This is a genomic window from Streptomyces sp. NPDC056600, from assembly GCF_042792855.1.
Lineage (GTDB): Bacteria > Actinomycetota > Actinomycetes > Streptomycetales > Streptomycetaceae > Streptomyces.
The window spans coordinates 1-12586 of the sequence record NZ_JBHTVQ010000110.1; the positions used below are offsets into that span (position 1 = coordinate 1).

The window sequence follows — 12586 nt, forward strand, 5'->3', positions numbered from 1 at the left end:
CCCCGTGGGGTGCGGGCCGCCCTCCGTGCGTCGTGCGGGTCGTGCGGGGACGGCTCAGGCGCGGCCCTTCTCCTTCAGGTAGTCCTCGACGCCCGGGGCGACCCGGGCCTCCTCCACGATCTCCGCCCCGCCCAGCGCGTCCTTGGACGGCTTGAGGACGTAGTTCTCGACCGCGGCCGGGCGCTTGACGTCGCCGAAGTTCTGCGGGGTGCCGAGGCCGGTGTCGGCGTCGGTGAGCTGACGGTGCGCCTTGACGACGTCCTCACGGGCCAGGCTGCCGTTCTCGCAGGCCTTCTCCAGGGCGAGGCCCAGGAGCTGGGCGGTGTTGTAGCCGGAGAGCACGCCGGTGTCGACGGCCGCCTTCGGGTAGGCCTTCTTGTACTTCTCGACCATCTCCTTCACGCCGGGGATGTCGGCGTTGACCGCGGGGGCGGCGCTGATCATGTTCAGCATGCCCTCGAGCGCGGGAGCGGCCTCGGAGGCCATCAGCTGCGGCGAGTAGCCGGGGATGTTGGAGACCACGGGCACCTTCAGGCCGCGGGAGGCCGCGACGCCCACCAGCGAGGCGGTCTGCACCGGGCCGGCGCTGATCAGGACCGCCTTGACCTTGGCCTTCTGCAGCGCGGCCACCTGGGCCGACAGGTCCTGGTCGGTGGGCTTGATCTTCTGCTCGACGATCTCCAGCCCGGCCTTGGCGGCCGCCCACTTCGAGCCCTCCAGGGCGTTGGCGCCGTAGTCGCCCTCGAAGTAGACGTGCCCGACCTTGTCGCCCTTCTCGATGCCCTTGGCGCGGGTCAGGAAGTCGACGCCGGCGATCATGTCGACGTCGTAGGTGGTGCCGGTGACCTGGACGGGCTCGATGCCCAGCAGGGAGGCGGACCAGGCCTGCGGGTAGGTGAGGATCTGGTCCTTCTTGATGTCGTCGAGCAGCGCGGCGACCACCGGCGAGCCGATGACCTGCGACAGGGCCACCGAGTCGGGCGCCACCTCGGAGTAGGCGGCGACGGCCTTCTGGACGTCGTAGCCGTGGTCCTTGACGGTGATCTCGACCTTGCGGTCGCAGATGCCGCCGTCGGCGTTCACCTCGTCGGCCCACATCTTCTGGGCGTTGGTGATGGACTCGCCGAGGGTGGCGTACGGGCCGGTCAGGTCGGTGAGCGAACCGATCCTGATGGTGGTGTCGGTGACGCCGGGGCCGCCCTTGATGCCGCCCGCGCCCTCCTTGCCCTTGGAGTCCTCGGCCTTGCTGCTGCAGCCCGCGACGAGCAGCGCCGACAGGGCCGCGGCGGCGGTGATGCGGGTGGCGCGACGGTGCGCACGGGGCGTTGCGTTCACGGGGTGTGCTCCTTGACTGTGGCGACGGGAACTGCGGACGTGGTGACGGGCTCGGCGAGCCCGGTGTCGGGAGGCGGCGTGGCGGGTGTGGGCCGCGCCCGTGGAAGGAGCCGGCGGACGAGTCCGTGCAGGCCGTCGGGGGCCCACAGCAGGACCACGACGATCGCGGCGCCGTAGAGGTAGCGGGAGGCCTCGGTGGGGCCGAGCGATCCGTCCGGGGAGCCCGGGGCGGCGACCAGGGGAAGCTGGTCGGCGTACTTGGCCATCACCAGCGGCAGCGCGGTCACGAAGAACGCCCCGGCGACGGCTCCGGCCACCGAGCCCAGACCGCCGATGACGATCATGGCGAGGTAGTCGATGGACAGGACCAGCCCGAAGTAGTCGGGCACCACGCGCCGGAAGGACAGCGCGAGCAGCACTCCGGCGAGGCCGGCGTACATGGAGGAGACGACGAAGGCCGAGGAGCGGTAGCGGGCCACCGGCACGCCCATGACGGACGCGGCGGTCTCGCTGTCGCGCAGCGCCACCAGGGCCCGGCCCGGGCGGCCGCGCAGCAGGCCGCGGGCGGTGAACCAGGTGAACGCCAGCAGGAGCAGGCCGAAGTACCACAGGCGCTCCTCGGCGCCGAACGGCACGCCCATGACCGTGAGGTCGTCCTGGCCGGCGTCCAGGACGAGGCCGCCGATCTCCATCGGCGCCACCGAGCGGCCGTTGAAGCCGCCGGTGACCCCGTCCATGGTGAGCATCAGGTGGTGGCCGATGAAGACCAGCGCCAGGGTGGCGATGCCCAGGTACATGCCCTTCACCCGGCCGGCGACGGGGCTGAACAGTCCGCCCGCCGCTCCGGCGAGCAGCACGGCCAGCACCATGGCGATCACCGGCGGGAGGCCGGGGCCGGGGTCGCCGGAGAAGTACACGTAGCCGTAGGCGCCGACGGCCAGGAAGAAGGAGTGGCCCATGGAGAGCTGGCCGGCGGTCCCGGACAGCAGGGTCAGCCCGATGGCGCCGATCGCGGCGGCCATGGAGAACAGGCCGATCCGCAGCCAGTAGGACTCCAGGTAGAGCGGCAGCGCGCACAGCACCAGCAGCGGAACCAGGATTCCGGCGAGGCGCACCAGCGGCTTGGCGGCGTCAGACACGGACCGCTCCCTTCGCTCCGAACAGTCCGTTGGGCCGCACCAGCAGCACCAGGACCATGACCACGTAGGGGGCGACGTCGCTCAGGCCGTCGCCGAGGACGTGCAGGTCGCTCTGGTAGGTGATGACGAAGGCCTCGGTCAGGCCGATCACCAGGCTGCCCGCCAGGGCGCCCACGGGTGAGGCGAGGCCGCCGAGGATGGCGGCGGGGAACGCCTTGAGGGCGATCTGCCCGGTGGTGCGCTCCAGGCCGGTGGCGGGGAAGGCGGCGAGGAAGACCGCGGCGAGCGCGGCGAGGGCTCCGGCCAGGCACCAGGCGAGCATGCGGGTCCGGCCGAGCCGGATGCCCTGGAGGGCGGCGGCCTCGGTGTCCTCGGCGGCGCAGCGCAGGGACAGGCCCCAGCGGCTGTACCGGAAGAGGGCGAAGACGACGCCGATGACCAGGGCGGAGACCGCGATGGCGGCGAGTCGGCTGTCGGCGACGGTGACCGGGCCGAGGGTGCGCACCGTGTCGCCCCAGGGGTCGCCCAGTGGGAGCAGGTCGCCGCCGATCCTGCGGGCGAGGTCGGTGACCAGCAGGATGTCGATGCCGATGGTGACGATGGTGGCGACGTGCGCCGCCTTGGGGTCCTGCGGCAGGCGCTGGAGCAGGACCCGGTCGATCACGCCGGCCAGGGCCGCGGTGGCGAGGACGCCGACCGCCAGCGCCCCGGCGAAGCCGAGGTCGTCGTGGAGCACGGCGGTGAGGTAGCCACCGAAGAGCAGCAGGGAGCCGTGGGCGAAGTTCATGACGTGCGACGCCTTGAAGATGATGACGAAGCCGAGCGCCACCAGGGCGTAGACCGCTCCGAGGGCGAGGCCCGCCAGGAGGGTGTCGAGCAGGCCGGTCATGCCGCTTCCTTTCCGGGCGTGTCCGCGCCGGTGCCGAGGTAGGCCCGCAGCACCTCGGGGTCCTGGCGGACCTCGTCGGGGGTGCCGTGGGCGATGCGCCTGCCGAAGTCGAGGACGGTGACCTCGTCGGCGAGACGCATCACCAGCCCCATGTCGTGCTCCACCAGCACGATGGACAGGCCGAGTTGCTCGCGGACGGTGCGGATGACCTCGACCGCCGCCGCGCGCTCGGTGGTGTTCATGCCGGCGACCGGTTCGTCGAGCAGGAGGACCCGAGGCTCCAGGCACAGGGCGCGGGCCATCTCGACCCGCTTGCGGTCGCCGTAGGACAGCAGCGCGACCGGCTGGTCGAAGTGGCGCTCCAGGCCGACGATCTCGGCGATCTCGCGGGCCCGGGCGAGGTGGGCGCGCTGTTCGCGGACGGCGTGCGGCAGGTGCAGCGCGGAGGAGACGAAGCCGGCGCGGGTGAGGGCGTGGCGACCGAGCATCAGGTTGTCGCCGACGGTGCCCTCGGTGGTGACGATGTTCTGGAAGGTCCGCGCGACGCCGAGGGCGGCGATGCGGTGCGGGGCGAGGCCGGTGAGGAGGTGTTCGCCGTAGCGGACGGTTCCGCCGGCCGGCCGGTAGAGACCGGAGAGGACGTTGAAGCAGGTCGACTTGCCGGCGCCGTTGGGGCCGATCACGGCGTGGACGGAGCCGGGCGCCACGGTGAAGGAGACGTCGTCGAGCGCGGTGAGTCCGGCGAAGCGGACGGTGACGCCGTCGACCTCCAGAGGCCTGGGCGCCTCGGGCCGCGCGGTCGCGGTGGTGCGGGGGTTCATGCCGCTCCCCTCTCCGGGCTGCCGGGGGCGGCCTCGTCGGCGGCCTGCCCGGCGGCGTCCTCCGGCGCGTCTGCCTCACCGAGGTAGAGGCGGCGGACGGCGTCGGTGCGGGCCAGTTCGGCGGCCGGGCCGGAGAGCCGGACCTCGCCCACCTCGAGGACGTGGGCGTGGTCGGCGAGGGCGAGCGCCATGCCGGCGTTCTGCTCGACCAGCAGCACGGAGGTGCCCTGGGCGTTGATCTCGCGGACGACCTCGGCGATCCGCTCGACCATCTGCGGGGCGAGACCAAGCGAGGGCTCGTCCAGCAGGAGGAGCTTCGGCGCGGCCATCAGGGCGCGTCCGATGGCCAGCATCTGCTGCTCTCCGCCGGAGAGCAGGCCGGCCTGCTGCCGGGTGCGCTCGGCCAGGCGGGGGAAGAGCGTGAAGACCCGCTCGCGGCCCTCCGTGATGCGCTCGGGGGTGCGCCGGCCGAGGCCGAGCCCGCCGGAGCGCAGGTTCTCGTCCACCGTGAGTCCGGCGAAGACCCGCCTGCCCTCGGGCACCTGGACGACTCCGGCGCGCACCGCGGCGACCGGGTCCTGCCCGTCGAGGACGGTGTTCCCGTAGCGGATGGCGCCCGCGGTGACGGCGCCACGGTGCAGGCGCAGGGTTCCGGACACCGCGCGCAGCAGGGTGGTCTTGCCGGCGCCGTTGGCGCCGAGCAGGGTGACGACGCTGCCGGGCGGCACGTCCAGACTCACGGAGCGCAGTGCGGAGACCGCGCGTCCGTAGGTCACGTCGAGGTTCTCCACCTTGAGGGTGGACGCCTCGTCCGATGCTCGGGGCATCACTGCTCCTTGGTTGCGTGCCGCGCGACCGGGGCCGGGGCTGGGCCGTTGAGGGTGGCCCCGACAGACCGGGGTCCGGGCACGGGGTCGTCGTTCGTCCGTGCGGAAGTGGTGCACAGATCAGCACGCGCGGAGGGTGCCGGTACAGCGGAAAAGCCATGCTCGCGGCGGGCGGCCAACGGTTTCCGGGGCGGGTTGTGCGGGTGCCCAGTGGCGGCCCGTGGGCAGGTGGGAGGCGGTGCGGGCGGTCGTGGGCACGGCTGTGCCCCGGACCGCCGCCGTCACGCGGTCCGGGGCACGGGGGTGGTGCTCGGAGGGCGCCGCGTCAAGGGCGCAGCAGGCGGCCGGCGGCCAGCGCGAGGCTCACCTGGACGACGTCGGCCGGGCGGGTCAGACAACGGCCGGTGAGCTGTTCGCAGCGTCGGAGCCGGTTCAGGACGGTGTTGCGGTGACAGTAGAGACGGGCCCCGGCGCGCTGCGCGGAACCGTCGCAATCCAGCCATGCGGCGAGGGTGTCCAGGAGCAGGTCGCGGTCGGAGGGTTCCAGGCGCAGCAGGGGGCCGAGGACCTCCTCGGCGAGGGCGCGCCCGAGCTCGGGGCTGGAGAGCAGCAGGGCGCTGGGGAGCTGTTCGTGCAGGCGCACCGAGCCGCCGGCCTCGGGGCAGATGCCGAGGGCGGTGTCGGCGTGGCGGCGGGCGTCGCCGAGGGCGGCCAGGCCGTCGACGCCGAGGCCGACGCCGACGCGGGCGCCCTGCGGGGGGTCCTGCGCGGCGAGGCGCCGCAGGTCGGCGTCGTCCTCGAGGAGCACGATGCCGTGGTCGACGTCGACGCCGGTGTGCCAGTGCGCGTGCAGGCCGGCGGGGACGGCGGCGGAGCGGGCGGCGGCGCTCTCGGCGGCCGCGCCCGCGCTGACCGCGACGACGGCGTAGCGGCCCTGTTCCGGCAGCCCGAGGGCCTCGGCCGCCTCGGGGAGGTCGGCGATGCGGCTGGTGCCGTCCAGCAGGGCGGCGGTGAGCAGGCGCAGCCGGTTCTCCCGGCGCCAGGCGAGGCGGCGTTCGACCTGCCGGTAGGCGTCGGCGACGAGGGTGCAGTGTTCGTCGACGAAGTTCCAGACGTCGGCGGCGACGTGGACCAGGAGCCGGACGTCGTCGGGGGCGCTTCGGGAGGTCTCCTCGACGAGCGCCTGCCACACGAGGGAGCCGCCGAGGCGGAAGGCGTGCAGCAGGGCGTCGAGCGGGAAGCCGTGCTCGGCGCGGGTGGCGCCGATCTTCCACGAGCAGCGGCGGGCCTCCTCCCGGGCGGTGCGCGGGTCGAGGAGGGATGCCACGCTGTGCCGCAGGGAGCCGTGGGCCTCCTGCCAGGTGCCGGCGGGGTCGGCCTCCATGGCCGCCCGGTAGGCGGGCTCCTGCTCGCGCAGCCCCGCCACCAGCCGGTCGGTGAGGTCCGGCAGGGCGCCCTGCACGGCCCGGGCGCTGCGGTGCAGCACACCGAGCGCCTCCGCGTCGATCAGCGACCGGAAACGCGGCGAACGGGGCTGTGGCACGGCGCTCGTCGCGGGGCGCAGTGCTCCTCGTGACCGTACGGCTTGGTACATCGCGATCCTCCTCCGAGGTCGGCTCTCCCCGGCAGTACGCGCGCGACGGCCATGGTGCTGCGGCCCCCACGGTCCGGGGGCCGCGTTGCGGCCGTCACCTGACTCGTCCTGCTCGAAGAATGACATACCGTCCGGTCGGTCCCTAGAGTTGTGCACCTAGTTGCTCATTTGTTACCGACGGTTTTCCTGTGAGTGCCACGCCGGGGACGGCCGCTACCGCTCCATGCCGACCATGCGCGCGAGCTCGACGCGGGAGCGGACGCCGAGGACGGCGAAGATGTTGCGCAGGTGGTGATCGACCGTGCGGGTGCTCACCGAAAGGCGCTGGGCGACCTCCCGGTTGGTGTCGCCGCCGGCCACGCAGCGCGCGATGCGCTGCTGCTGGGGCGTCAGGCGGGAGAGCGCGCCGTCCTGCGGGGCGGCGGGCGCCTCCCCGTTGGCCCGTAGTTCGGCACGCGCCTGGTCGGCCCAGACGCGGGCGCCGCAGCGGTCGAAGATGTGCAGAGCGTCGCGGAGCCGGCCGCGGGCCTCGCGGGGGCGGCGGCGACGGCGCAGCCACTTGCCGTAGAGCAGCTGGGTGCGGGCCTGCTCGAAGTCTCCCCCGGCCTGCTCGTGCAGTTCGAGGGCGTGCCGGTAGAGGGTGTCCGCGCTGTCGGGGTCGTCGGGCGGGGCCAGCAGGGCCCGGCAGCGGGCGAGCTGGGCGGGCGCCTGGGGGTCGGCGCCGAAGTCCGCCCACAGTTCGAACTCCTCGACCACGATGCGGGCCTCGTCCGCGCGGTCGGCGAGCGCGGCGGCCTCGGCGAAGCAGGGCATCACCAGCGCCCGGACGGCGAAGTGGCCTCCGGTGCGGCCGGGCCGCACCAGGGGGCCGAGGCGGGCCGCGGCCTCGGAGGGCCTGCCACGGCCCAGCTCGGCACGCCCGGTGGCCCATTCGGCCAGGGTGGCGGTCTGGGCGAGGCCGTGACTGCGCGCGGTGGCCAGCGCGGCGGTGGCCTGGGCCGTCACCTCCTCGACGTCGCCCTCGATCGAGGAGGCCAGGGCGAGGATCGCCCGGTGGTGGGCCGCGGTGTTGCGCCGCCGGGAGTGCAGGGCCGAGCGCAGGCCCTCCTCGGCGTGTGCGCGGGCGCGGGCGTGCCTTCCGGCCCGCAGTTCGGCGTAGGCGAGGTATTCGAGGGTCTGGGGCACGAAGGCCTCCTGGCCGCGGGCGCGGGCGGCGGCCAGGGCGCGGGCGCCGGCTCGGCAGGCGGTGTCCACCTCTCCGAGCAGCAACGCGGCGGTGGCGGCGCGATGCAGCGCCTCGGGTTCGTCCTGGGTCCAGCCATGGTCGAGCACACGGCGCAGCGGGCGGGCGGCGTCGGCCAGCCGCGCCTCGAGGATGGCGCGCAGACCGGTGAGGTAGTCCCGCACCGGGGCGGGCCGGCCGGGACCTGGGGCGGGCGCGGTCGCCGTCGCGCTCGCCAGCGCCGACAGGCAGCCGGTCAGGTCCCCGGCCGCCCAGGCGGCGTCCGCGGCGGCGACAGTGGCGGCCAGCGCCAGCTCGGGCGCCTCGCCCGCCAGGAGGGACCTGGCGAACAGGAGCGAGGCGTGGGCGTCGGCTACGGGCCCGTCCCCCAGTGTCATGACGCCGCGCAGGAGTTCGGCGCGGCCCCGCACGGTGGCCCGGGCGTCGGGGCCGCCCGCGTCGGCGAGCAGCCCGCGCGCCTGCGCCGGGCGGCCGGCGAGCAGGGCCTGTTCGGCGGCGGCGGTGCGGCGTTCGGCGCGCCGGGTGACCTCCGGGGTGAGGTCGGCGGCCCGGGAGAGGGCGGCTGCCCGCTGGAGGTGGGTGGCGTCGGTCGCCGGGTCGAGGGCGCTGCGGGCCAGGTCGCCGGCGAGCGCCGCGTCGGGGGCTCCGACGGAGTGGGCGAGGTGGAGCAGGGCGGGCAGGCGGCGGCCGTCAGCGGTCAGGACGGCGGCCAGCGCGCGATGTGCGGCGCGGCGGCGCTCCGGGCGGGCGCCCGCGTGCACGGCCCGGCGGATCAGGGTGCCCGTGAAGCGGAGCCGGCCGTCGGCCCGCACCAGGAGGTCGGCGGCCCGTTCGGTGCGGGGCGGCGCGGCGGCGGCCGGGCCCAGGCGGGCGGCGGCGCGCAGCACCAGGTCGGCGTCGACGCCCGGCCGTCCGTCGGCCGGGGCGGTCTCGTGCGCCGCGGCGGCCACGAGCAGCAGGTCGTGCAGGTGGTCGGGCAGCCCGGCCAGGCTCTCGCCCACCACCGACGCGAGCACCGCCGCGTCGGCGAGGGGGCGGGGCAGCAGGGCGGCGCCGTTCAGCTCGTCGGGCCCCAGGCGGCGGACCAGGGCGTGCAGCAGGGCGGGGTTGCCGTCGGCCTCCGTGAGGAGCTCGTCGCCGACGGCCGGGTCGACGCCGTCGGGCACGAGGTCCTCCAGCAGCGCCCCGGCGGCGGTCCGTGCCAGCGGGCCCAGTCGCAGGACGGGCAGCCCGGCGAAGTCCGGGTCGGCGGCGTGGTGGCGGGTGACGGAGATCAGCAGGCCGACACGGCCGGCCGCGGGGAGGCGGCGGGCCGCGAACCCGAGCGCGGCACGGGAAGGGGCGTCCCACAGGTGGGCGTCGTCGACGCAGAGCAGCAGGGGCCCGCCGTCGGCGGCGGTCCGCAGCAGGTCGAGGAGCCCTTCGGGGGTCCTCGGCACGTGCGGCGGGCCGCCCACGACGGGGGCGGCGGCGCAGCGCACGGCGTGCACGCCGCTGTAGGGGAGGCGGGACTCGGCGGCGGTCGCGCCGACCCGCAGGACAGGGCCGGCGCGGAAGGAGCGGGCCACGTCCTGGAGGAGCGTGGTGCGTCCCAGTCCGGGCTCGCCGGCGAGGAGGAGGACGGCACTGTCGCCCTCCAGACGGTTCGTCAGGGTCGCGGCCACCGCGCGCAGTTCCTCGCTGCGGCCGTGGGTTCGCGGGGGGCTGATGACGGTCGTCTGTCCGGTCATTCCCGCGATGTTACGGAGGAGTAAAGCCCGCCGGAAGTATGCGGTCCGGCCCTCACCGGGCGCGTGTGTGGCCGTCCACGGGGGGCGACGGCGGGCTGTGCGCCGGCACATGGCCGTCCGTCGGGCGGGGACCCCGAAGTCCGAGCCGGCGGAACGCCGGACGGGGGGCGCGCCGGGGGCGCGGGCCCCCGCGCGGGGGCCCCCGGCGGGGCGGGGGGCGGGGGGCCGCGGCCCCGGGGCGGGCGGGGGGGGGGGCCCCCCGAGGCCGGCGGGGGCGCCCGGCGGCCGGGGGGCCGCGGGCGGGGCGGGGCCGCCGTCGGGGTCCCCCGGGTCGGAAGGCGTCAGAAGGCGCAGGTGTTGCGGTACTCCTCGACGTCGCTGAAGAGACCGGTGCTGGGGCCCGGGCAGAGGAACTGGGAGTAGCGGGTGTCGTTGTCCACCCAGCGCTTGAGCCAGGAGATGCTGTACTTCGCGATCGTCGTGTTCGACGTGTTGGGCGCGAAGTGGGAAGCTCCGTTGAGCTCCAGGTACGCCTTCTCGGTGGTCGAGGGGATGCTCGTGTAGAACGGCTCCGAGTGCGAGGCGACCGGGGCGACGGTGTCGGACTCGGCGCCGAAGATCAGCGCCGGCGTCCGGATCTCGGACCAGGTCTTGTCCAGGTTCCAGGGGGTCATCGGGATGATGGCCTTGACGGAGGGCCGGTCCTTGGCCGCCTCGAGGGTGCCGCCGCCGCCCATGGAGTGGCCCATCAGGGCCACGCGGGTGGCGTCGACGCGGCTGCGCACGGAGCTGCTCTGCGTCAGGTAGTCGGCCGCCGCCAGCATCTGGTCGCCGCGGGAGTCGGGCTGGTCCATCGTGGTGTTGGTGTCGATGGTGAAGACCACGAAGCCCTGGGAGGCGAGCCGCTCGCCGAGCCACGAGATGGATGATTCGTAGGCGGTGAAGCCCGGGGTGATGACCACGGCGCCGAAGGTGCCGTCGCTGGTGGTGGTCGGGTAGTAGATGGTGCCGCCGCCGAAGCCGCTCACCAGGGACGAGACGGAGGTGCTGGAGACCGAGTACGAGCCGCGCAGGGCCTCGATGCTCGAGTTGGTCGGGGCCGGGCCGCGCTCGTAGGGGTTGTCGGCCGCGGTGGCGCCGGGCGCCGCGAGGGTGCTGAAGGCGACGGCGGCGGCCACGGAGGCGGACAGGCCGGCGATGCGGCCGAGACGGCTTCGGCGGCCGGCCGGCGTGGGGGTGGCGTCGTTGGACGCGCTGCTCTGCGAGTGCTGCACGACGAGTCGTCCTCTCTGACGAGGCAGCCCCCTTGCGTGGTCCCGGCACGCCTCGCTCTGACGTGTCCGCGCCATCGGCGGGGCCGCCGCTGACTGGCTACGTCACTGTCGGGCCGCCCGCGCCGCGCGTACATCGGCAAAATCACCGGTGTCACCGCGCCCGGTGGGCCGCGCGGCACCCCGATCGCCTCTGTGAGCTGCGCCTTCGCCCCTGGTACCGGAGGGCCGGAAGAGAGAGGGTGTAGGCAGCGCCGCCCTCGTCGCGGGTGCGGCGCCGGTTACCGGAACGTCGTCGTGCCGATGAGGAGTCAACTGTGAACACTGCCGCGCCGTCGCCCGTGAAGGGCGCCCCGATCACCGTCGCCGACGTGCTGGAGCGGGCCGTGGCGACCGGACTGCTCGGCCCGGAGCAGCCGGTGGCCGGCTTCCTGGACACCGCGGGCATCCTGCGGGCGGTGGACGGGCTGCGCGAGGCGTTCGCCGGGGTGCCGGAGGTGCTGCACACCTTCGCCGCGAAGGCCTGCCCACTGGTCCCGGTGCTGCGGCTGCTGGCGTCGACGGGCATGGGGTGCGAGGTGGCGAGCCCCGGTGAGCTCCGGCTGGCGCTGGCCGCCGGTTTCGAGCCCGCCCGGATCGTCCTCGACTCCCCCGTGAAGACCGAGGCGGAGCTGCGTGAGGCCCTGGAGCTGGGGGTCGCGGTCAACGCCGACAACCTGACGGAGGTGGAGCGGATCGCGCGGCTGCGTCCGGCGGACTGCGCGTCCGTGCTGGGGATCCGGGTCAATCCGCAGGTGGGCGGGGGCTCGATCGCGGCCACCAGCACCGCCACCGAGCACTCCAAGTTCGGTGTGGCGCTGCGCGATCCGGGGGCCGAGGAGCGGGTGGTGGAGGCCTTCGCCCGGTACCCGTGGCTGACCCGCCTCCACGTGCACGTCGGTTCGCAGGGCTGCCCGCTGCCGCTGATCGCCGAGGGCGTCGCCGTGGCGCACCGCCTGGCGGCCACGATCGACGCGCGGCTGGGCGAACGGCGGGTCACCGGGCTGGACATCGGCGGCGGTCTGCCCGTCAACTTCGACGACGACGAGGTCCGGCCGACGCACGCGGAGTACGTGGCCGCCCTGCGGGAGGCGGAGCCCGCGCTGCTGGACGGACGCTACGCGCTGGTCACCGAGTTCGGCCGGTCGCTGCTCGCCAAGAACGGCTTCCTCGCCGCGCGGGTGGAGTACGTGAAGGACGCGGGCGGACGCCGGGTGGCCCTCACCCACGCGGGCGGACACGTCGTGACGCGGACGGTGCTGCTGCCGGACGCGTGGGCACTGCGGGTGACCGCCCACGGCCCCGACGGGCGGCCGAAGAACTCGCCGGCGACCAAGCAGGACGTCGCGGGGCCGCTGTGCTTCGCCGGGGACGTGGTGGCGCACGGCCGGGAGCTGCCGGAGCTCGCCGAGGGCGACTGGGTGGTGCTGCACGACGCGGGCGCCTACTGCTTCACCGCTTCGTGGAGCTACAACAGCCTGCCGAGGCCCGCGGTGCACGGATTCCGCACCGGGGACGACGGCCGCCCGGTCCTCACCACGGTGCGCACCGCCCAGACGATCGAGGAGATCGTGCGCGAGTGCGGACTGGACCACGCCGACGCGCTGCTCGACGGGCTCGGCGGCACGGCGGGCTGAGCCGGGTCCGCCGTCCGGCGGACCGTTTCCGCACACGTCGGCGCCCGCACCGGAAGTCCGG

Annotated in this window: 9 protein-coding genes; 1 reads left to right on the forward strand and 8 read right to left on the reverse strand. The window is 74.9% G+C overall.

The window, feature by feature from the left end; all coding sequences use genetic code 11:
* Positions 1-54: 54 nt before the first annotated feature.
* The 8 genes from ACFRAV_RS30580 to ACFRAV_RS30615 form a co-directional block, all read right to left on the reverse strand.
* Complete coding sequence (locus ACFRAV_RS30580; RefSeq protein WP_382560636.1) at positions 55-1335, reverse strand: ABC transporter substrate-binding protein; 1281 nt, start codon at positions 1333-1335, stop codon at positions 55-57.
* Positions 1332-2474, reverse strand: coding sequence for a branched-chain amino acid ABC transporter permease (locus ACFRAV_RS30585; RefSeq protein WP_382560639.1), 1143 nt, complete (start codon positions 2472-2474; stop codon positions 1332-1334). Before ACFRAV_RS30585 ends, ACFRAV_RS30580 begins: the two co-directional genes overlap by 4 nt.
* The gene (locus ACFRAV_RS30590) at positions 2467-3363 is read right to left on the reverse strand and encodes a branched-chain amino acid ABC transporter permease (RefSeq protein WP_382560642.1); all 897 of its coding nucleotides are present in this window, start codon (positions 3361-3363) and stop codon (positions 2467-2469) included. The genes ACFRAV_RS30585 and ACFRAV_RS30590 overlap by 8 nt, the downstream gene beginning before the upstream one ends.
* On the reverse strand, positions 3360-4184 hold the full coding sequence (locus tag ACFRAV_RS30595; RefSeq protein WP_382560645.1) for an ABC transporter ATP-binding protein: 825 nt from the start codon (positions 4182-4184) through the stop codon (positions 3360-3362). The genes ACFRAV_RS30590 and ACFRAV_RS30595 overlap by 4 nt, the downstream gene beginning before the upstream one ends.
* Complete coding sequence (locus ACFRAV_RS30600; RefSeq protein WP_382560648.1) at positions 4181-5011, reverse strand: ABC transporter ATP-binding protein; 831 nt, start codon at positions 5009-5011, stop codon at positions 4181-4183. The genes ACFRAV_RS30595 and ACFRAV_RS30600 overlap by 4 nt, the downstream gene beginning before the upstream one ends.
* A gap of 325 nt (positions 5012-5336) precedes the next feature.
* Positions 5337-6605: a PucR family transcriptional regulator gene (locus tag ACFRAV_RS30605; RefSeq protein ID WP_382560651.1), complete on the reverse strand. Its 1269-nt coding sequence runs from the start codon at positions 6603-6605 to the stop codon at positions 5337-5339.
* 213 nt (positions 6606-6818) lie between these two features.
* The gene (locus ACFRAV_RS30610; RefSeq protein WP_382560654.1) at positions 6819-9578 is read right to left on the reverse strand and encodes a LuxR C-terminal-related transcriptional regulator; all 2760 of its coding nucleotides are present in this window, start codon (positions 9576-9578) and stop codon (positions 6819-6821) included.
* Positions 9579-9919: 341 nt separating this feature from the next.
* A complete protein-coding gene (locus ACFRAV_RS30615; RefSeq protein ID WP_382560657.1) occupies positions 9920-10852 on the reverse strand; it encodes an alpha/beta hydrolase family protein in 933 nt (310 codons plus the stop codon).
* Between the two features lie 314 nt (positions 10853-11166).
* Between ACFRAV_RS30615 and ACFRAV_RS30620 the strand changes: the two genes are divergently transcribed.
* Positions 11167-12525 carry a diaminopimelate decarboxylase gene (locus ACFRAV_RS30620; protein ID WP_382560660.1) on the forward strand — a complete coding sequence of 453 codons (1359 nt, stop codon included), beginning with the start codon at positions 11167-11169 and terminating at the stop codon, positions 12523-12525.
* The last annotated feature ends 61 nt before the right edge of the window (positions 12526-12586 follow it).